At 74.4% G+C, this 22,476-nt stretch carries 1 protein-coding gene; it reads left to right on the top strand.

The genetic code is table 11. The annotated features are described in order from the left end of the window. The first annotated feature begins 21 nt into the window (after positions 1–21). Positions 22–22,431 (top strand): SDR family NAD(P)-dependent oxidoreductase, encoded by a 22,410-nt coding sequence (locus ACIQRL_RS31205; protein WP_401337785.1) that lies wholly within the window; start codon positions 22–24, stop codon positions 22,429–22,431. The last annotated feature ends 45 nt before the right edge of the window (positions 22,432–22,476 follow it).

Genomic DNA, 22,476 nt, shown 5'->3' with positions numbered 1-22,476 from the left:
AGACGTATGGGTGAGGTTCCAATGGCAGAGCAGGACAAGATCCTCGGTTATCTGAAGCGGGTGACCGCCGATCTGCATCAGACGCGGCAGCGTCTGCGCGAGGTCGAGGCCAAGGAGCCGGAGCCGATCGCGATCGTCGGCATGGCGTGCAGGTTCCCCGGCGGCGTCCGGTCGCCGGAGGACCTGTGGACCCTGGTGTCCGAGGGGCGGGACGCGGTCACCGACTTCCCCACCGACCGCGGTTGGGACATGGAGTCGCTGTACGACGCCGACCCCGACCAGCAGGGCACCTCGTACACCCGTGAGGGCGGATTCCTGGACGGCGTCGGCGAGTTCGACGCCGCGTTCTTCGGGATCTCCCCGCGCGAGACCCTCGGCATGGACCCGCAGCAGCGCCTGCTCCTTGAGAGCTCCTGGGAGACCTTCGAACGGGCCGGGATCGACCCGGCCACCCTGCGCGGCAGCAAGGCGGGTGTCTTCATCGGCACCAACGGCCAGGACTACCCCGAGCTGCTGCGCGAGGTCCCCAAGGGTGTGGAGGGCTACCTCCTGACCGGCAACGCCGCCAGCGTCGTCTCGGGCCGGCTGTCGTACACCTTCGGTCTGGAAGGCCCGGCGATCACCGTCGACACGGCGTGCTCGGCGTCGCTGGTGGCGCTGCACCTGGCGGTGCAGGCGCTGCGCAACGGCGAGTGCACCATCGCGCTCGCCGGCGGTGTCACCGTCATGTCCAGCCCGCGCGCCTTCGTCCAGTTCAGCCGGCAGCGCGGGCTCGCGCCCGACGGCCGCTGCAAGCCCTTCGCGGACGGCGCCGACGGCACCGGCTGGGGCGAGGGCGTCGGCATGCTGCTCGTGGAGCGGCTGTCCGACGCCCGCCGCAACGGTCACCCGGTCCTGGCGATCGTGCGCGGCTCGGCCATCAACCAGGACGGCGCCTCCAACGGTCTGACCGCCCCCAACGGCCCGTCCCAGCAGCGCGTCATCCGCCAGGCACTCACCAACGCCGGTCTCACCCCGGCGCAGGTGGACGTGGTGGAGGCGCACGGCACCGGCACCACCCTCGGCGACCCCATCGAGGCACAGGCCATCCTCGCCACGTACGGGCAGAACCGGCCCGAGGGCCGGCCGCTGTGGCTGGGCTCCGTCAAGTCCAACCTCGGCCACACCCAGGCCGCCGCCGGAGTCGCCGGCATCATCAAGATGGTGCAGGCCATCCGGCACGGGGTCCTGCCCGAGTCGCTGCACATCGACCGCCCGTCGGAGAACGTGGACTGGTCCGCGGGCGACGTGCGACTGCTCACCGAGGCCGTGGCCTGGCCGGAGACCGGCCAGCCGCGCCGCGCGGGCGTCTCCTCCTTCGGTGTCAGCGGAACCAACGCGCACACCGTCATCGAGCAGGCCCCCGAGCCGGTGGAAGCGGAGGCGGCCGACGGCGCGGTCGGCGACGCGTCCGGTAGCGAAACGTCCAGTGGTGACACCTCCGGTGGCGTCGACGCCGTCGCCGGGGCCACCGGACCGGTGCCCCTGCTGGTGTCGGGCCAGACGGACCTGGCGCTGCGCGCCCAGGCCGAGCGGCTCGCCGCCCACCTGCGCGAGCACCCCTCGCTCGCCATCGACCCCGCCGGCCTCACCGACCTCGGGCTCTCGCTGGCCACCAGCCGGTCCTCGCTCGACCGCCGGGCCGTACTGTTCTCCGCCGACCGCGAGTCGCTCCTGGCCGACCTGGCCGCACTGGCGGCCGGCGAGTCCGGCGCGGACACCGTCGTCGGCGCCACCACCGAGGGCAAGACGGCGTTCCTCTTCCCCGGACAGGGCAGCCAGCGCGCCGGCATGGGCCGCGAGCTGTACGCCACCCATCCCGGCTTCGCCCGCGCCCTGGACGAGGTGCGCGACGCCCTCGACCCGCACCTCGAACGCCCGCTGTACGACGTGCTGTTCGCGGCCGAAGGCAGCGACGCGGCCACCCTGATCGACCGCACCGCGTACACCCAGGCGGCGCTGTTCGCCGTCGAGGTCGCCCTGTACCGCCAGCTCGAACAGTGGGGCCTGACCCCCGACTTCCTCGTCGGCCACTCCATCGGCGAACTGGCCGCCGCCCACGTGGCGGGCGTGCTCACCCTCGCCGACGCGGCCCGACTGGTCGCCGCGCGCGGCCGGCTCATGCAGGCCCTGCCCGAGGGCGGCGCCATGATCGCCGTCGAGGCGACCTGGGACGAGGTCGCCCCGCTCCTCGCCGAGCACCCCGGCCTCCTCGGCATCGCCGCCGTCAACGGCCCGCGCTCCGTGGTCGTGTCCGGCGACGCGGACGCCGCCGAGGCCGTCGCGGACGCCCTGCGCGAGCGCGGCCGGCGCACCAAGCGCCTCACGGTCAGCCACGCCTTCCACTCGCCTTTGATGGACGGCATGCTCGACGCCTTCCGCGAGGTTGCCGAGAGCGTCGCGTACGCGGCTCCCGTCGTGCCGCTGGTGTCCAACCTGACCGGCGCCTCCGTCACCGCCGAGGAGATCGGCTCCGCCGACTACTGGGTGCGCCATGTGCGCGAGACCGTCCGTTTCCACGACGGTGTGCGGCGCCTGGCCGACCACGGCGTCACCACCTTCGTCGAGGTGGGCCCCGGCGGAGTGCTCACCGCCCTCGCCCAGGAGAGCGTCACCGAGCCCGACGCCGTCTTCGCGCCCGTGCTGCGCGCCGACCGCCCCGAGCCGGCCGCCCTGGCCACCGCCGTCGCCCGCGCCCACGCCCACGGCACCCGTGTCGACTGGCGCGCCGTCTTCACCGGACGCGGCGGGCGGCGCGTGGAGCTGCCCACCTACGCCTTCCAGCGCGAGCTGTACTGGCCGGAGCAGCCCACCGCTTGGGCCGGCGACGTCACCGCCGCCGGCATCGGCTCGGCCGACCACCCGCTGCTCGGCGCGGCCATCGCGCTCGCCGACGGCGACGGCCACCTCTTCACCGGCCGGCTCTCGCTGGCCACCCACCCCTGGATCGGCGACCACACGGTGATGGACACCGTGCTGCTGCCCGGTACCGCCTTCGTCGAACTCGCCCTCCAGACCGGCAGCCACGTCGGCTGCGAACTGCTCGACGAGCTCACCCTGGAGGCGCCCCTGGTGCTGCCCCCGCACGGCGGGGTGCAGATCCAGCTCGCCGTCGGCGCGCCCGACGAACACGGCGACCGTGTGCTGACCCTGCACTCGCGGCCGGAGGACGCCGCCGACGACAGCTGGGGCGAGGGCGCCTGGACCCGGCACGCCACCGGCCGGCTCACCCCCACCGCCCGTACCGCCGTCGCCGACCCGGAACTGACGAGCTGGCCGCCGCGGGACGCCACCGAGATCGACGTCACCGGCCTGTACGACCACCTCACGGCCAACGGCTTCGCCTACGGACCCGTCTTCCAGGGCCTGACCGCCGCCTGGGAGCGCCGCGGAGAGGTCTTCGCCGAGGTGCGGCTGCCCCAGCAGGCGCACGCCGAGGCCGCCCTGTTCGGGCTGCACCCGGCGCTGCTGGACGCCGCCCTGCACGCCGTCGGCATGGGCTCGCTGCTCACCGAGACCGAGCACGGCCGGCTGCCGTTCTCCTGGCGCGGCGTCACCCTGCACGCGGTCGGCGCCCGCGCCCTGCGGGTCCGGCTCAGCCCGGCCGGCGCCGACACCGTCGCGGTGAGCCTCGCCGACGAGACCGGCGCGCCCGTCGCCGCCGTCGACGCCCTGCTGCTGCGCCCCGTCTCGCCCGAACAGGTGCACGCCGCCCGCAGCGCCTTCCACGAGGCGCTCTTCCGCGTCGAGTGGAGTGCCGCGCCCGTGCCCGCCGCGACCACCGTGGCCGCAGGGCAGTGGGCGCTCCTCGGTGGCGCCGGCGGCGAGCTCGGCACCGCCCTGCCCACCGCGGCCGCCCACACCGACCTGGCCGCCCTCGGCGCCGCCCTCGCAGCGGGCGGTCCCGTCCCCGAGGCCGTCCTCGTCCCCTTCGTCGCCGCGCCCGAGGGCCCGGCAGGCGTGGACGCCGCGCTGCCGGACGCCGTGCGCGAAGTCCTGCACCGCGCCCTGGGACTGGCGCAGGAGTGGCTCGCCGACGACCGGTTCGCCGACTCCCGCCTGGTGTTCGTCACCCGCGGCGCGGTCGCCACCGCGGCCGGCTCCGAGCTGGCCGACCCGGCCCACGCCCCGCTGTGGGGCCTGCTGCGCTCCGCCCAGTCCGAACACCCGGACCGCTTCCGCCTGATCGACCTGGACGGGCGCGCCGAGTCCCTGCGCGCCCTGCCCGCCGCCCTCGCCACCGACGAGCCCCAACTGGCCCTGCGCGAGGGGCGCACGCTGGTGCCACGCCTGTCCCGCGTCGCCGCCCTCCCCGACCAGCAGGCCCCGGCCCTCGACCCCGAGGGCACCGCCCTGGTCACCGGCGCCACCGGCACCCTCGGCGCGCTCGTCGCCCGCCACCTGGTCACCGAACACGGCGTACGCCACCTGCTGCTGACCAGCCGGCGCGGCCCCGCCGCCCCCGGCGCCGCCGACCTCGTCGCCGAACTGGAGCGGGCCGGCGCCCGTGTCACGCTCACCGCCTGCGACACCGCCGACCGCGCCGCGCTCGCGGCGCTGCTGGACGCCGTCCCCGCCGAGCACCCGCTGACCGCGGTCGTGCACACCGCGGGCGTCCTGGACGACGGCATCCTCGCATCCCTCACCCCCGAGCGGATCGACACCGTACTGCGGCCCAAGGCCGACGCCGCCGTGCACCTGCACGAGCTGACCCGCGAGCTGGACCTCGCGGCGTTCGTGCTGTTCTCGGCCGCCGCCGGCACCCTCGGCGGCCCGGGCCAGGCCAACTACGCGGCCGCCAACGTCTTCCTCGACGCCCTCGCCCAGCACCGGCACGCCGCGGGACTGCCCGCCACCTCTCTCGCCTGGGGCCTGTGGGCCGAGCGCAGCGGCATGACCGGCGAGCTCGCCGACGCCGACCTGGAGCGCATCAACCGCGCCGGTGTGGCCGCGCTCTCCTCCGAGCAGGGCCTGGCGCTGATGGACACCGCCCGCGCCGTGGGCGACCCGACCGCCGTGCCCATGCACCTCGACCTGGCCTCGCTGCGCCACGCCGACCCCGACGCCGTCCCCGCGATGCTGCGCGGTCTGGTCCGCGCCCCCGCCCGGCGCGCCGCCCGCACCCGCGACGACATGCCGGCCGGGGGTCTCGCCGACCGCCTGCTGCCCCTGGCGCCCGCCGAGCGGGACCGGCTGCTGCTGGACACCGTGCGTGTCCAGGTCGCCGCCGTCCTGGGCTACCCCGGCCCGGAGGCCGTCGACCCGGCCCGCGCCTTCAAGGAGCTCGGCTTCGACTCGCTGACCGCCGTCGAACTGCGCAACCGCCTCGGCTCCGCCACCGGCGTCCGGCTGCCCGCCACCCTCGTCTTCGACTACCCGACGCCGACCGCGCTCGCCGCGTTCCTGCGCACCGAACTCCTCGGCGACGCCGCCGACACCGCGCCGGCCACCGCGGTCGCCGGCGCGCTCGGCGACGAGCCCATCGCCATCGTCGCCATGGCCTGCCGCTACCCCGGCGGGGTCACCAGCCCCGAGGGACTGTGGAACCTGGTGGCCGGCTCCGGCGACGCCGTCTCGCCCTTCCCCACCGACCGCGGCTGGAACGTCGACGCGCTCTACAGCGACGACCCCGACCGGGCCGGCACCTCCTCCACCCGCGAGGGCGGCTTCCTGCACGACGCCGCCGACTTCGACGCCGACCTGTTCGGCATCAACCCGCGCGAAGCCCTCGCCATGGACCCCCACCAGCGCCTGCTCCTTGAGACGTCCTGGGAGGCCTTCGAACGCGCCGGCATCGCCCCCTCGTCGATGCGCGGCAGCCGCACCGGCGTCTTCGCCGGCGTGATGTACCACGACTACCTGACCCGTCTGCCCGCCGTGCCCGAGGGCCTGGAGGGCTACCTGGGCACCGGCACCGCCGGCAGCGTCGCCTCCGGCCGGGTCTCGTACACCTTCGGACTCGAAGGTCCGGCCGTCACCGTCGACACCGCCTGCTCCTCCTCGCTCGTCGCGCTGCACCTGGCCGCGCAGGCACTGCGCAACCGCGAGTGCGACATGGCGCTGGCCGGCGGTGTGACCGTGATGTCCACCCCGGACACCTTCATCGACTTCAGCCGCCAGCGCGGGCTGTCCACCGACGGCCGCTGCAAGTCCTTCTCCGACGACGCCGACGGCACCGGCTGGGCCGAGGGCGCCGGCATGATCCTCGTCGAGCGCCTCTCCGACGCCCGCCGCAACGGCCACCCGGTCCTGGCCGTGGTGCGCGGCACCGCCGTCAACCAGGACGGCGCCTCCAACGGCCTCACCGCCCCGAACGGTCCGTCACAGCAGCGCGTCATCCGCCAGGCCCTCGCCGACGCGGGCCTGACCACCTCCGACGTCGACGCCGTCGAGGCGCACGGCACCGGCACCACCCTCGGCGACCCCATCGAGGCGCAGGCGCTGCTCGCCACCTACGGCCAGGGCCGGCCCGCCGGGCGCCCGCTGCTGCTGGGCTCCATCAAGTCCAACCTCGGCCACACCCAGGCCGCCGCCGGCGCCGCGGGCCTCATCAAGATGGTCGAGGCCATGCGGCACGGCGTCCTGCCGCCGTCCCTGCACATCGCCGAACCCTCCCGGCACGTCGACTGGCAGGCCGGCGCCGTCTCGCTGCTGACCGAGGCCGCGACCTGGCCCGAGACCGGCCGCCCGCGCCGCGCCGGCATCTCCTCCTTCGGCGTCAGCGGCACCAACGCGCACGTCATCATCGAGCAGCCGCCCGCCGACGAACCCGCCCCCGCCCCCGAGGGCACCCTCCCCGAGGGCACACCGCTGCCGTACGTGCTCTCCGGGCGCACCCCGGCCGCGCTGCGCGCCCAGGCCGCCACGCTCGCCGAGCACCTGGCCCGGCCGGAGCACGCCGGCACCGCCGCGGTCGACCTCGCCCTGTCCCTGGCCACCACCCGCAGCGCCCTCGACCGGCGCGCCGCCGTCGTCGCCGGAGACCGTGCGGAACTCCTCACCGCCTTGCGTGACTTGGCGGAGGAGAAGCTCAACGGCGCGCTGGTGGAGCACCCGCCGGCCGAGGGGCGCCTCGCGGTGCTCTTCAGCGGACAGGGCAGCCAGCGTCTCGGAGCCGGCCGCGAACTGTACGCCGCCCACCCGGAGTTCGCCCGCGCGCTCGACGCCGTATCTGCCGCGTTCGCCCCACACCTCGAACAGCCCCTGGCGGACGTGCTGTTCGCCACCGACGGAGACCTCGCGGACCTCCTCGACCGTACGGAATACACCCAGCCCGCCCTGTTCGCGCTGGAGACCGCGCTGTTCCGGCTGATGGAGTCCTGGGGCGTTCGGCCCGACTTCGTCACCGGCCACTCCATCGGCGAGATCACCGCCGCGCACGTCGCGGGCGTCCTGGACCTCACCGACGCCGCGACCCTCGTCGCCGCGCGCGGCCGGCTCATGCAGGCCCTCCCCGAGGGCGGCGCGATGATCTCGCTGGCCGCCACCGAGGAGGAGGTACTGCCCCTGCTCGCCGGTCATGAGGACCGCGTCGGCATCGCCGCCGTCAACACCGCCGACAGCGTCGTCGTCTCCGGCGAGGAGACCCTCGTCCTGGAGATCGCCGCCGAGTTCGAGCGGCGCGGCCGGCGCACCAGGCGCCTCACCGTCAGCCACGCCTTCCACTCGCCGCTGATGGACGCCATGCTGGACGACTTCCGCGCCGTGGCGCGGGGGTTGACGTACGAACCGCCGAAGATACCGGTGATCTCGAATGTGAGCGGTGCTCTCGCTTCGGAGGAGCTGACACAGCCCGACTTCTGGGTCCGGCATGTCCGCGAGGCGGTCCGCTTCGCCGACGGCGTCCGCGCCCTCGAAGCCGCAGGCGTCACCACGTACCTCGAACTCGGCCCGCAGGGCGTGCTCACCGGCCTGGGCCGCGAGGTGCTCGCCGACTCCGAGGCCGTCCTCGTCGCCGCCCTGCGCCGCGACCGGGACGAGCGCGAGACCCTGACCACCGCCCTCGCCACCGTGCACACCCGCGGCCTGCCCGTCGACTGGGACGCGTACTTCACCGGCACCGGAGCCCGCCGGGCCACCCTGCCCACCTACGCCTTCCAGCGCGAACGGTTCTGGCTGGAGGCCCCCGCAGGACACATCGGCGACGTCGAGTCCGCCGGTCTGGGCGCCGCCCACCACCCGCTGCTCGGCGCCGCCGTCGCCCTCGCCGACGGCGACGGACACCTCTTCACCGGCCGGCTCTCCCTGGACAGCCATCCCTGGCTCGCCGACCACGCCGTCATGGGCACCGTGCTGCTGCCCGGCACCGCCTTCGTGGAGCTGGCGCTGCGCGCCGGCGACCAGGCAGGCTGCGACCTGCTGGAGGAACTCACCCTCGAAGCACCGCTGGTCATCGCCGAGCACGCCGCCGTACGCATCCAGATCGTCGTCGGCGCCGCCGACGAGCGCGGCCGGCGCACCCTCGACCTGTACTCCAGCGACCCCGAGGCACCCGCCGACGAGCCCTGGACCCGGCACGCGAGCGGCATCCTCGCGCCCGGCGCCCCCGCGCCCGCCTTCGACCTCACCGCCTGGCCCCCGCCCGGCGCCGAAGCCGTCGGCGTCGACGGACTCTACGAGCACCTCGCCCAGGGCGGCTTCGCCTACGGCCCGGTCTTCCAGGGCCTGCGCGCCGCCTGGCTGCACGGCGAGGACGTCTACGCCGAGGTCGCCCTGCCCGAGCAGGCCCGCGCCGAGGCCGCCCGCTTCGGCCTGCACCCCGCCCTGCTCGACGCCGCCCTGCACGCCACCTTCGTCCAGCCCGCCCCCGACGGCGGCACCCGGCAGGGCCGACTGCCCTTCTCCTGGCGCGGTGTCGGCCTGCACGCCGTCGGCGCCACCGCCCTGCGGGTGCGGCTGACGCCCGACGGGGAGAACACCCTCTCCCTCCAGCTCGCCGACCCCACCGGCGCGCCCGTCGCCGCCGTCTCCGGCCTCATGCTGCGCCCGGTCTCCGCCGACCAACTCGGCGGCACCCGCACCGCACACCACGAGTCGCTGTACCGCCTCGACTGGGCCACCGTGCCCGTCGCCGCCCCTGCCGAGGACACTCAGGCGGAACGGTCGGCGCACCCCGTGCTCGACCTCCCCGGCACGGGGGCCGTCGACCTGGAAGCGCTGCACGCCGCTGTCGGCCCCGACGTCCCGGGCCATGTGCTGGTCCACCTCGACCGGCAGCCTCCGGGTCACGCCGACGTCCTCGCCGAGGACGTCCACCGCGCCACCCACCAGGCTCTCGCCCTCGTCCAGGCGTGGCTCGCCGACGACCGTTTCGCCGCCGCCCGCCTGGTGTTCGTCACCCGTGGCGCCGTCGCCACCCGGAGCGACTGGGACGTGGCCGACCTGGTCCATGCCCCGGTGTGGGGCCTGGTGCGCACCGCCCAGTCGGAGAACCCCGACCGGTTCGTCCTCGTCGACCTCGACGGCGACACGGCCTCCGCCGACGCCCTCGACACGGCCCTCGCCACCGGCGAACCCCAACTCGCGCTGCGCCGCGGCACCGTACACGCCCCGCGGCTGGCCCGGGTGCCCGCCGCCACCCGCCTCACCCCGCCCGCGGACAGCCTCGCCTGGCGCATGGACATCGAGGACAAGGGCACCCCCGACAACCTCACCCTCGTCGCCGACCCGTCCGTCGAGGCACCTCTGGAGCCCGGCCAGGTCAGGGTCGCCGTGCGCGCCGCGGGCCTCAACTTCCGCGACGTGCTCAACGCCCTGGGCATGTACCCGGGCGACCCCGGCCTGATGGGCAGCGAGGGCGCGGGCGTCGTCCTGGAGACCGGCCCCGGCGTCACCGACCTCGCCCCCGGCGACCGCGTCATGGGCATGCTCCCCGGCGCGTTCGGACCGCTCACCGTGGTCGACCGCCGCATGATCGCCCCGATGCCCGACGGCTGGACCTTCACCGAGGCCGCCGCCGTCCCGATCGTCTTCATGACGGCCTACTACGCCCTGCACGACCTGGCCGGGCTGCGGTCCGGCGAGTCCCTGCTCGTGCACGCCGCAGCCGGCGGCGTCGGCATGGCCGCCGTCCAGCTCGCCCGCCACTGGGGCGCCGACGTCTTCGCGACCGCGAGCCCCGGCAAATGGGACACCCTGCGCGGCCTCGGTCTCGCCGACGACCGGATCGCCTCCTCGCGCACCCTCGACTTCGAGGACACCTTCCGCGCCGCCACCGACGGCCGCGGCGTGGACGTCGTACTGGACTCCCTCGCCCGGGAGTTCGTGGACGCCTCGCTGCGCCTGCTGCCGCGCGGCGGCCGGTTCGTCGAGATGGGCAAGACCGACGTACGCGACCCGCGGGACGTCGCCGCCGCCCACCCCGGCGTCACCTACCAGGCGTTCGACCTCACCGAGGCCGGGCTCGACCGCATCCAGGAGATGCTCACCGAGCTCCTCACCCTCTTCCGCTCCGGCGCGCTGCGCCCGATCCCGGTCTCCGCCTGGGACCTGCGGCAGGCCCCCGACGCCTTCCGCCACCTCAGCCAGGCCCGCCACGTCGGCAAGATCGTGCTGACCGTGCCGGCCGCCTGGGACCCCGAGGGCACCGTCCTGATCACCGGCGGCACCGGCACCCTGGGCGCGCTCGTCGCCCGGCACGCCGTCACCGCCCGCGGCGCCCGTCACCTGGTCCTCACCAGCCGACGCGGCCCCGAAGCGGCAGGCGCACGTGAACTCGTATCCGAACTGGAGGAGTTGGGCGCCTCCGTCACCGTCGCCGCCTGCGACGTCGCCGACCGCGCCGCGGTCGCCGCGCTCCTGACCGGGCTGCCCGACGCCCACCCGCTCACCGCGGTCGTGCACACCGCCGGCGTCCTCGACGACGGCGTCGTCGGGGCCCTCACGCCCGAGCGTCTTGACACCGTGCTCCGGCCCAAGACCGACGCCGCCCTGCACCTGCACGAGCTGACCCGCCACCTGGACCTGGCCGACTTCGTGCTCTTCTCCTCCGCCGCCGGCACCTTCGGCGGCGCGGGCCAGGCCAACTACGCCGCCGCCAACGGCTTCCTCGACGCCCTCGCCCGGCACCGGCAGGCCCACGGCCTCGCCGGCACCTCGCTCGCGTGGGGCCTGTGGGCCGAGACCAGCGGCATGACCGGCGAGCTCGACACCGCCGACAAGGACCGCATGACGCGCTCCGGCGTGCTCGGCCTGTCCTCCGAGGAGGGCCTCGCCCTGCTCGACACCGCGCACACCACCGGCGACGCCTTCCTGGTGCCCATGCGACTCGACGTGGCCGCGCTGCGCCACGCCGACGCGAGCATGGTCCCCGCCCTGCTGCGCGGCCTGGTCCGGGCCCCCGCCCGGCGCGTCGCGGGGGCCGCCGCCACCGCGACCGGCACCTCGCTCGTGGAGCGGCTCGTCCGGCTCCCCGAGGACGAGCGCACCTCGCTCCTGCTCGATCTCGTACGCGGCCAGGTCGCCGCCGTCCTCGGCCACGCCACGCCCGACGCCGTCGAACCCGCCCGCGCCTTCAAGGACCTGGGCTTCGACTCGCTGACCGCAGTGGAGTTCCGCAACCGCCTCGGCGCCACCGCCGGGATCCGGCTGCCCGCCACCCTGGTCTTCGACTACCCCACGCCCTACGCCCTCGCCGGCTACCTGCTGGACGAACTCCTCGGCTCCGAGGCCGCGGCGGCCGTCCCCAGGGCCGCCGCCACGCCCGTCGACGCCGACGACCCCATCGCCATCGTCGCCATGGCCTGCCGCTTCCCGGGCGACGTACGCGCCCCCGAGGACCTGTGGGAGCTGCTCGCCGAGGGGCGCGACGGCATCGACCGGCTGCCCGAGGACCGCGGCTGGGACACCGCGGCGCTCTACGACCCCGACCCGGACAGCCCCGGCACCTCCTACGCCAGGGAGGGCGGCTTCTTCTACGACGCCCACCGCTTCGACCCCGCCTTCTTCGGCATCAACCCGCGCGAGGCCCTCGCCATGGACCCGCAGCAGCGCCTGCTGCTCGAGACGTCCTGGGAGGCGTTCGAGCGCGCCGGCATCGACCCGACGGGGCTGCGCGGCGGACAGGTCGGCGTCTTCGTCGGCCAGATGCACAACGACTACGTCTCCCGGCTGAACACCGTCCCCGAGGGCGTCGAGGGCTACCTCGGCACCGGCGGCTCCAGCAGCATCGCCTCCGGCCGCGTCTCCTACACCTTCGGCTTCGAGGGCCCGGCCGTCACCGTCGACACCGCCTGCTCCTCCTCACTGGTCGCGCTGCACCTGGCCGCCCAGGCGCTGCGCAACGGAGAGTGCACGCTCGCCCTGGCCGGCGGCGTCACGATCATCACCACCCCGGACGTCTTCACCGAGTTCAGCCGGCAGCGGGGCCTGGCCGCCGACGGCCGCTGCAAGCCCTTCGCGGCGGCGGCCGACGGCACCGCCTGGGGCGAGGGCGCCGGCATGCTGCTCGTCGAGCGTCTTTCCGACGCCCGCCGCAACGGCCACAAGGTGCTCGCCGTGGTCCGGGGCACCGCCGTCAACCAGGACGGTGCCTCCAACGGTCTGACCGCCCCGAACGGTCCCTCGCAGCAGCGCGTCATCCGCCAGGCGCTCGCCAACGCGGGCCTGACCACCTCCGACGTCGACGCCGTCGAGGCACACGGCACGGGCACGCGGCTCGGCGACCCGATCGAGGCGCAGGCCCTGCTCGCCACGTACGGCCAGGACCGGCCCGCCGAACAGCCGCTGTGGCTCGGTTCCATCAAGTCCAACTTCGGCCACACCCAGGCCGCCGCCGGGGTCGCGGGCATCATCAAGATGGTCCAGGCGATGCGTCACGGCATCCTGCCGAAGACGCTGCACGTGGACGAGCCGTCCCCGCACGTCGACTGGTCCGCCGGCGCCGTCGAACTCCTCACCGAGCAGCGCGCCTGGCCGGAGACCGGCCGCCCGCGCCGCGCCGGTGTCTCCTCCTTCGGCATGAGCGGCACCAACGCCCACGCCATCATCGAGATGGCACCGGAGACCGCGACCGCCGATGAGCGACGGCCGGAACTCGCGCCCGCGGCGGAGGTCCGGTCGGGAGCCGTGGCCGCGGCTCAGGTTCGGTCGGAAGCCGCGCCCGCGGTCGAGGGTGGCGAGGGGGCCGCGCCCGACGCGCTGCCCTGGTCCCTGTCCGCCCGGACGCCCGAGGCCCTGCGTGCCCGGGCCGCCCAGCTCCTCGCCCACCTCGACGCCCACCCGGAGCGGCCCCTCGCCGACACCGGCCACGCGCTCGTCACCACCCGCGCGCTCTTCGACCACCGTGCCGCGGTCGTGGCGCGCGACGCCGACGGCTACCGGACCGGCCTCGCCGCCCTCGCCGAGGGGCGCGCCGTCCCCGGCGTCGTCAGCGGTTCCGCCGTCGGTGGCAGGCTCGCCTTCCTGTTCACGGGGCAGGGGAGTCAGCGGCTTGGTATGGGGCGTGAGTTGTACGCCGTGTATCCGGTGTTTGCGGCGGCGCTGGACGCGGTCGCGGAGCGGATGGATCTCGAACTCTCGCTGAAGGACGTGCTGTTCGGTGAAGACGCCGAGCTGCTGAACCGTACGGAGTTCGCGCAGCCCGCGCTGTTCGCCGTCGAGGTGGCGTTGTTCCGGCTGTTCGAGTCGTGGGGTGTGCGGCCGGACTTCGTGTCCGGTCACTCGATCGGAGAGATAGCTGCCGCGCATGTGGCCGGGGTGTTCTCACTGGAGGACGCCTGCAAGCTGGTGGCTGCTCGTGGTCGGTTGATGCAGGCGCTGCCCGAGGGTGGCGTGATGATCGCGCTTCAGGGCACCGAGGACGAGGTCACGCCGCTGCTCGGCGAGCGCGTGAGCATTGCCGCCATCAACGGGCCGCGGTCCGTGGTGATCGCGGGTGACGCGGACGAGGCGGAGAGGATCGCCGGTTCGTTCTCCGACCGCAGGTCCAAGCGGCTGAACGTGAGTCACGCGTTCCACTCGCCGCACATGGACGGCATGCTCGACGAATTCCGCGCCGTGGCGGAGACCCTGACGTACGAGCTGCCGAAGATATCGGTGATCTCGAATGTGAGCGGTGCTCTCGTTTCGGAGCAGTTGACGCGGCCCGAGTTCTGGGTGCGGCACGTCCGTGATGCCGTCCGCTTCGCTGACGGCATCCACGCGCTCGAAGCCGCGGGCGTGACCACGTATCTCGAACTCGGCCCCGACGGCGTCCTGTCGGCCATGGCCCAGGACTGCATCCAGGGCGACGCCGCTCTCGCCCCCGCCCTGCGCGCCGGCCGCGACGAGGCCGAGACCGCCGTCACCGTCCTCGCCCTCGCGCACGTGAACGGCGCGACCCTCGACTGGTCGCCCCTCTTCGCGGGTGCCGACGGCCGCCACGTGGACCTGCCCACGTACCCCTTCCAGCGCTCGGAGTACTGGCTGCACGCCGGGCGCTCCCAGGGCGACGTCGCCTCGGCCGGTCTCGGGACGACGGACCACCCGCTGCTGGGCGCGGCGGTCGAACTGCCGGACTCCGACGGCCACGTGTTCACCGCGCGGCTGTCCCTGGCCACGCATCCCTGGCTGGCGGACCACGCCGTCGCGGGCGCGGTGCTGCTGCCCGGCACGGCCTTCGTGGAGCTGGCGCTGAGCGCCGGCGACCAGGTCGGCTGCGACCTGGTGGAGGATCTGACGCTGGAGGTCCCGCTCGTTCTGCCCGAGCAGGGCGGCGTACAGCTGCGCCTCTCGCTCGGCGCGGCCGACGCGCGCGGCAGGCGCTCCGTCGCGTTCCACTCGCGTCCCGAGGGCGCCGACACCGAGCGGCCGTGGACCCGGCACGCCACCGGCACGCTCACCACCAGCACGCTCACCACGGGCACCGGACAGCCCCCGCAGGGACTCGCCGAATGGCCGCCGGCCGGCGCCGAGCGCGTCGAGGTCGACGGACTGTACGAGGGCCTGGCCGCGTCCGGCTTCGGGTACGGCCCGGTCTTCCAGGGCCTACGGGCCGTCTGGCGCAAGGGCGACGAGGTCTTCGCCGAGGTGGCGCTCCCCGACGCGGCGCGCGACGAGGCACCCCGCTTCGGCCTGCACCCCGCGCTGCTTGACGCGGCGCTGCACGCCCTGGCCGTGGGCGGCGGGGACGGCGAGGGCCGTCTCCCGTTCGCGTGGTCGGGCGTGTCCCTGCACGCCGTCGGCGCCGCCGAGCTGCGCGTACGCCTCACCACCGGTCGCGGCGGTGAGGTCGCGCTGACCGTCGCCGACGCCACCGGCGAGCCCGTCGCCTCGATCGCCGGGCTGGCGCTGCGCGCCGTCGACCGCGACCAGCCGGCCGGCGCCGAGGACATCACTCGGGACGCCCTGTTCCGGGTGGAGTGGACGCGACTGCCCGCCGACGACACCTTGGACGACTGGGTGATGCTCGGCTCGGGCTCGCAGGCGTTCGCGGACCTGGCGGCGCTGGGCGCGGCCGTGGTCGAGGGCGCCGAGGTGCCCTCCGTGCTGGTGGTCCCCTGCGCCGGTCCGCTCATCGGTGACGTGCCGGGCGCGGTCCACGAGATCGCCGAGTGGACGCTGGACCTGGTCCAGCAGTGGGTGTCCGACCAGCGGTTCGCCGACTCGCGCCTGGTCTTCCTGACCCGGGGCGCCGTCGCGGCGGTGCCGGGCGAGGACGTGCCCGACCTGGTCCACGCCCCGATGTGGGGCCTGGTCCGCTCGGCCCAGTCCGAGAATCCCGGCCGCTTCGGCCTGATCGACGCGGACGCCCCCGACCTGCTGGGACAGGCACTGGCCACCGGCGAGCCGCAGCTCGCCCTGCGCGCCGGCGCCCTCCTCGTGCCGCGCCTGGCGCGTGCCACCGAGCGGACCGAGCCCACCGTCGAGCCAGCAGGCATGGTTCTGGTGACGGGGGCGAGTGGTGCGCTGGGTGGCCTGTTCGCCCGGCACCTGGTGTCCGAACGCGGTGTGCGGAAGCTGTTGTTGGTCTCACGTCGAGGCGCTGGTGCTCCGGGAGCGGCTGAACTGGCCGCCGAGCTGGCCGAGTTGGGTGCGGAGGTCGTATGGGCCGCGTGTGATGTGGCCGATCGTGCGGCGCTGGCCGCGCTGCTCGCCGAGCATCCGGTGTCGGGTGTGGTTCATACGGCGGGTGTGCTGGATGACGGTGTGATCGGTTCGTTGACCGCCGAGCGGGTGTCGAAGGTGCTGCGTCCGAAGGTGGACGCGGCCTGGCACCTGCACGAACTGACCGGGGATCTCGATCTGTTCGTGGTGTTCTCCTCGGCCGCCGGTGTGTTCGGTGGTGCGGGTCAGGCCAACTACGCGGCGGGCAACGTGTTCCTGGACGCTCTGGCGCAGCACCGCAGGGCACAGGGTCTCGCGGCGACCTCCCTTGCCTGGGGCCTGTGGACCGGAGTGGACGGCATGGGGGGCGACCTCTCGGCCGCCGACCGCGACCGGGCCCAGCACAGCGGCTTCGGCTCGCTCGACGCCCGGACCGGCCTCGCCCTCTTCGACGCGGCCGGCCGCACGGGCGACGCGCTGCTCGTCCCGCTGCCGCTGGACCTGGGGGCGCTGCGCGCCCGGGCCCGCACCGGAATGCTGCCCGACCTGCTGCGCGGACTGGTCCGCGCGCCGCGGCGGGCCGCCGGAGCGGGCGGCGCTGCCGACGGGTCCGCGCTGCGCACCCGACTGGCCGGGCTGGACGCCGAGGCACGGGACTCCGCGCTGCTGGAGCTGGTCCGCACCGAGGTGGCGGGCGTGCTCGGCCACGCCTCCAACGACGAGGTGCCCGCCGACCGGGCCTTCAAGGAGCTGGGCTTCGACTCGCTGACCTCCGTCGAGCTGCGCAACCGGCTCGGCGCGGCCACCGGCGAACGTCTCCCGGCCACGCTGGTCTTCGACCACCCGACACCGAACGCCCTCGCCGCGTACCTGCTCGCCGACGTGCTCGGCCTGGACACCGTAGAGGTCGAGAAGGCTCCGGCACGTGCCGCACGGCCGCTCGCCGACGACCCGATCGCGATCGTCGGCATGGCCTGCCGCTACCCGGGCGGCGTGGAGTCGCCCGAGGATCTGTGGCGTCTGGTGCTGGGCGGCGTGGACGCCATCTCCGAATTCCCGCAGGGCCGCGGCTGGAACCTGGACGCTCTGTACGACCCGGACCCGGACGGCAAGGGCACCAGCTACACCCGCTCCGGCGGCTTCCTGCACGACGCGGGCCGTTTCGATCCGGCGTTCTTCGGGATCTCGCCGCGCGAGGCCGTGGCGATGGACCCGCAGCAGCGGCTGCTCCTTGAGACCACCTGGGAGGCGTTCGAGCGCGCGGGCATCGACCCGGCCTCGATGCGCGGCAGCAGCACGGGCGTCTTCGCGGGCATCATGTATCACGACTACGCGACCCGGATCACGGCCGTCCCTGACGGAGTCGAGGGCTATCTCGGCACCGGCAACTCCGGCAGCATCGCCTCCGGACGCGTCTCGTACGCCTTCGGTCTGGAGGGCCCGGCCGTCACGGTCGACACGGCGTGCTCCTCGTCGCTGGTGGCACTGCACTGGGCGATCCAGGCGCTGCAGAACGGCGAGTGCGAGATGGCGCTGGCCGGTGGTGTGACCGTCATGTCCACCCCGGGCACCTTCACCGAGTTCAGCCGGCAGCGGGGCCTGGCGGCCGACGGCCGCATCAAGTCCTTCGCCGCGGCGGCCGACGGCACCAGTTGGGCCGAGGGCGCGGGCATGCTCCTGGTGGAGCGGCTGTCCGACGCCCGTCGCAACGGGCACCCGGTCCTCGCGGTGGTGCGGGGTTCGGCGATCAACCAGGACGGCGCCTCCAACGGCCTCACCGCGCCCAACGGCCCGTCCCAACAGCGCGTCATCCGAGCCGCGTTGGCGAACGCCGGCCTGACCGCGTCCGAGGTGGACGCGGTCGAGGCGCACGGCACGGGTACGACGCTGGGCGACCCGATCGAGGCACAGGCCCTGCTGGCCACCTACGGTCGGGACCGCGAAGCGGAGGAGCCCCTGTGGCTCGGTTCGATCAAGTCGAACATGGGGCACACCCAGGCCGCGGCCGGCGTCGCGGGCATCATCAAGATGCTCATGGCCATGCGGCACGGGGTACTGCCGAGGACGCTGCACGTGGACCAGCCCACGCCGCACGTGGACTGGGAGACCGGCGCCGTCTCGCTGCTCACCGAGGCCGTGGCCTGGCCGGAGACCGGCCGGCCCCGCCGCGCGGGCGTCTCCTCCTTCGGCATCAGCGGTACCAACGCCCACACGATCATCGAGGAGCCCCCGGCGGAGCCCACCGCGGTCCGTGTCCCCGAGGCCACCGCGGACCCGCTGCCGTACGTACTGTCGGCGAGGTCACCGGAGGCGCTGCGTGCCCAGGCCGCCCGGCTGCGGACGCATCTGGAGGAGCGGCCGGAGCAGCCTGTCACCGACATCGCCTACTCGCTGGCGGCGCACCGCGCGACGTTCGACCACCGAGCGGTGGTCGTGGCCGGTGACCGCGACGAACTGGTACGCGGTCTGGCGGCCGTCGAGGTGGCCGAGCCCCTGAGCGGTGTCGTACGCGGAACCGGCGGCGGCACAGGCAGGCTCGCCTTCCTCTTCACCGGACAGGGGAGTCAGCGGCTGGGCATGGGGCGTGAGTTGTACGCGTCCCAGCCCGTGTTCGCGGCGGCGCTCGACGCGGTGGCGAGCCGCATGGATCTCGAACTCCCGCTGAAGGACGTGCTGTTCGGCGAGGACGCCCAACTGTTGAACCGGACGGAGTTCGCACAGCCTGCGTTGTTCGCTGTCGAGGTGGCGCTGTTCCGCCTCGTCGAGTCGTGGGGTGTGAAGCCGGACTTCGTCGCCGGGCACTCGATCGGTGAGATCGCTGCTGCGCATGTGGCCGGGGTGCTGTCCCTGGACGATGCCTGCACGTTGGTGTCGGCGCGTGGTCGGCTGATGCAGGCCCTGCCGGAGGGCGGGGTGATGATCGCGCTAGAGGCGACCGAGGCCGAGGTCACGCCGCTGCTGAACGAGCGGGTGAGCATCGCGGCCATCAACGGGCCCCGGTCGGTGGTCATCGCGGGTGACCTGGACGAGGCGGAGGGGGTTGTCCGCTCATTCAAGGACCGCAAGTCCAAGCGCCTGTCGGTCAGTCACGCGTTCCATTCGCCGCACATGGACGGGATGCTCGCCGACTTCCGCAAGGTGGCGGAGGGCCTGACCTACGACAGTCCCCGGATCGCGGTCGTGTCGAATCTGACCGGCACGGTGGTCACCGACGACATGGCCGACCCCGACTTCTGGGTCCGCCACGTCCGCGAGGCGGTCCGCTTCGCTGACGGCATCCGCACCCTCGAAGCCGCGGGCGTGACGACGTACGTCGAACTCGGCCCCGACGGGATCCTCTCCGCCATGGCCCAGGACTGCGTCGAGGGCGGAACCTTCGCCCCCGCGTTCCGTTCCGGCCGGCCCGAGGCGGAGACCCTGGCCACAGCCCTGGCCCACGCCCACGCCAACGGCGCGCGCGTCGACTGGCAGTTGTACTTCGAGCCCACCCGGGCGCGCCAGGTCGACCTGCCGACGTACGCCTTCCAGCGCGACTGGTACTGGCTCGACTCGGTCGCCGTGCAGCCCGGTCCGGGCGACGCGATGGACTTCGGGCTCGGCGCGACGGACCATCCGCTGCTGGGCGCGGCGGTCGAACTCCCCGACTCCGGCGGGTTCGTGTTCACCGGGCGCCTCTCGGCGGCGACTCAGCCCTGGCTCGTGGACCACGCCGTCATGGGCTCGGTGCTGCTGCCCGGTACGGCCTTCGTGGAGCTGGCGCTGCGCGCCGGCGAGCAGGTCGGATGCGGGGCGCTGGAGGAACTGACCCTGGAGGCCCCGCTGGTGCTGCCCGAACGCGGCGGCGTCCAGCTGCGGCTCTCGGTCGGCGTCGCCGACGGCTCCGGCCGTCGCGAACTGTCGCTGTACTCCCGTGACGAGGACGCGCAGGCCGACGAGCCGTGGACGCGGCACGCCGCCGGTGTGCTCGCCGTCACCGCGCCGGCCGCTTCCTTCGACCTCGCCGTCTGGCCGCCGGTCGGCGCCGAGCCGATCGAGGTGGACGGGCTGTACGAGGGCATGGCCGATGCGGGCTTCGCGTACGGACCGGCCTTCCAGGGTCTGCGCGCGGCCTGGCGGGACGGCGACACGGTCCTCGCCGAGGTCGTGCTGGACGAGGAGACCGCGTCGACGGCCGACGCCTATGGAGTGCACCCGGCCCTGCTGGACGCCACGCTGCACGCGGCGGCGCTCGGTGGCCTGGTCGACGGCTCCGAGGGCGGCCGACTGCCGTTCGCCTGGAGCGACGTGGCCCTGCACGCGACGGGCGCCTCGGCGGTACGGGTGCGGCTGGCCCCGGCCGGTCGCGACGCGGTGTCGCTGGAACTCGCCGACACCACCGGTACCCCGGTGGCCTCCGTGGGCTCGCTTGTCCTGCGGGCGGTGTCGCGCGAGCAGATCGGTGCCGCGCGCGGCGGCCGACAGGACTCGATCTACGCGGTCGACTGGACGGCGCTGTCCCTGGCCCCCGTCCCCACCACCGGGCAGCGCCCCTGGGCCCTGCTCGTGGCGGACGGCGCGGAGCACACCGGCCTCGAGGCCGTGGGCATACGTCACGAGGCGCGGGCCGACCTGGCGACGGTCGCCGAATCCGGCGCTTCCGTGCCGGAGTTGGTCTGTGTGCCGCTGGTCGCGGAAGAGGGCGCCGACGTCCCGGGCGCGGTTCACTCCGCCACTGCCCGGGCCTTGGCTCTTGTGCAGGAGTGGTTGTCGGACGAGCGGTTCGCCGGTTCCCGGCTGGTGTTCCTGACCCGGGGTGCCGTCGCGGCGGTGCCGGGCGAGGATGTGCCGGACCTGGTGCATGCCGCTGTGTGGGGTCTGGTGCGCTCGGCGCAGTCCGAGAACCCGGGCCGCCTGGTCCTGGCCGACACCGACGGCACCGACGCTTCCTTCCGTGCCCTCCCGGCCGCACTGGCCGAGGGCGAGCAGGAGTTCGCGGTCCGCGGTGGCACCGTACGAGTGCCGCGTCTGGTGCGGGCGACCGTTGCCGACGCGGAGCCTGTGACGTCGGCGGGCGTGGTTCTGGTGACGGGGGCGAGTGGTGCGCTGGGTGGCTTGTTCGCCCGGCACCTGGTGTCCGAACGCGGTGTGCGAAGGCTGTTGTTGGTCTCGCGTCGGGGTGGGGATGCTCCGGGTGCGGCTGAACTGACCGCCGGGCTGGCCGAGTTGGGTGCGGATGTCGTGTGGGCCGCGTGTGATGTGGCCGATCGTGCGGCGCTGGCGGCGCTGCTCGCCCAGCATCCGGTGTCGGGTGTGGTCCATACGGCGGGTGTGCTGGACGACGGTGTGATCGGTTCGTTGACCGCCGAGCGGGTGTCGAAGGTTTTGCGTCCGAAGGTGGATGCGGCCTGGCATCTGCACGAACTGGCCGGGGATCTGGACCTGTTCGTGGTGTTCTCGTCGGCCGCCGGTGTGTTCGGTGGTGCGGGTCAGGCCAACTATGCGGCGGGCAACGTGTTCCTGGATGCGTTGGCTCAGCATCGCAGGGCGCGGGGTCTGGCGGCGACGTCGCTGGCCTGGGGTCTGTGGGCCGCGGAGTCCGCGATGACCGATGACCTCGGGGAGAGTGACCGGGAGCGGCTGGGCCGTGGTGGGGTCTCCGCGTTGGAGGCGGCCGAGGGTCTGGCGCTCTTCGACGCCGCGACGGCCTCCGGGCAGGCGCTGCTGGTGCCGTTGAAGCTCGACCTGGCCGCGCTGCGGGCCCAGGTCGCGGCCGGTGGCATGGTGCCGCCGCTGCTCAGCGGCCTGGTCCGGACCCCGGTCCGGCGCGTCGCGCAGACGGCTGAGGCCGCCGCCGACGCCGGGAACGCGCTGCGTGAGCGGCTGGCCGGACTGTCCCCGGCCGCCCGGGACGACGCCCTGCTGGAACTGGCCTGCACCCACGTGGCCGCCGTGCTCGGGTACGCCGGGCCGGAGGCGGTGGATACGGACCGCTCCTTCCGCGAGCTGGGCTTCGACTCGCTGACCGCCGTCGAACTGCGCAACCGGCTCGCCTCGGCGACCGGCGTACGGCTGCCCGCCACGCTGGTCTTCGACTACCCGACCCCGGCCGCGCTCGCCGAGTTCCTGCGCGAGGAGATCTGGCAGGACGGCGCCGCGGCGGTCCCCCCGCTGCTCGCCGAGCTGGACCGGCTCGAGAAGGCGCTCGTCGCGGCCACCCCGGACGAGGCCGGCCGCGGCCGCATCACCGAGCGGCTGCAGGTCCTGCTGGCCGCCTGGAGCGAAGCCGAAGGCCCGGTCGAGGAGGCAGGCGACGACGTGCCCGTGACGCTGGAGTCGGCCACCGACGACGACCTCTTCGACTTCATCGGCAAGGAGTTCGGGATCTCCTGACACGACGAGGGGTTCGGGATCACCCGAGGCGACCGCCCGCAGCCT

Origin of the sequence: Streptomyces sp. NPDC091209 (assembly GCF_044757755.1) — a bacterium.
GTDB lineage: Bacteria > Actinomycetota > Actinomycetes > Streptomycetales > Streptomycetaceae > Streptomyces.
Note: the sequence above shows the minus strand (reverse complement) of the source record. Positions and strands in the feature narration are given on the sequence as shown.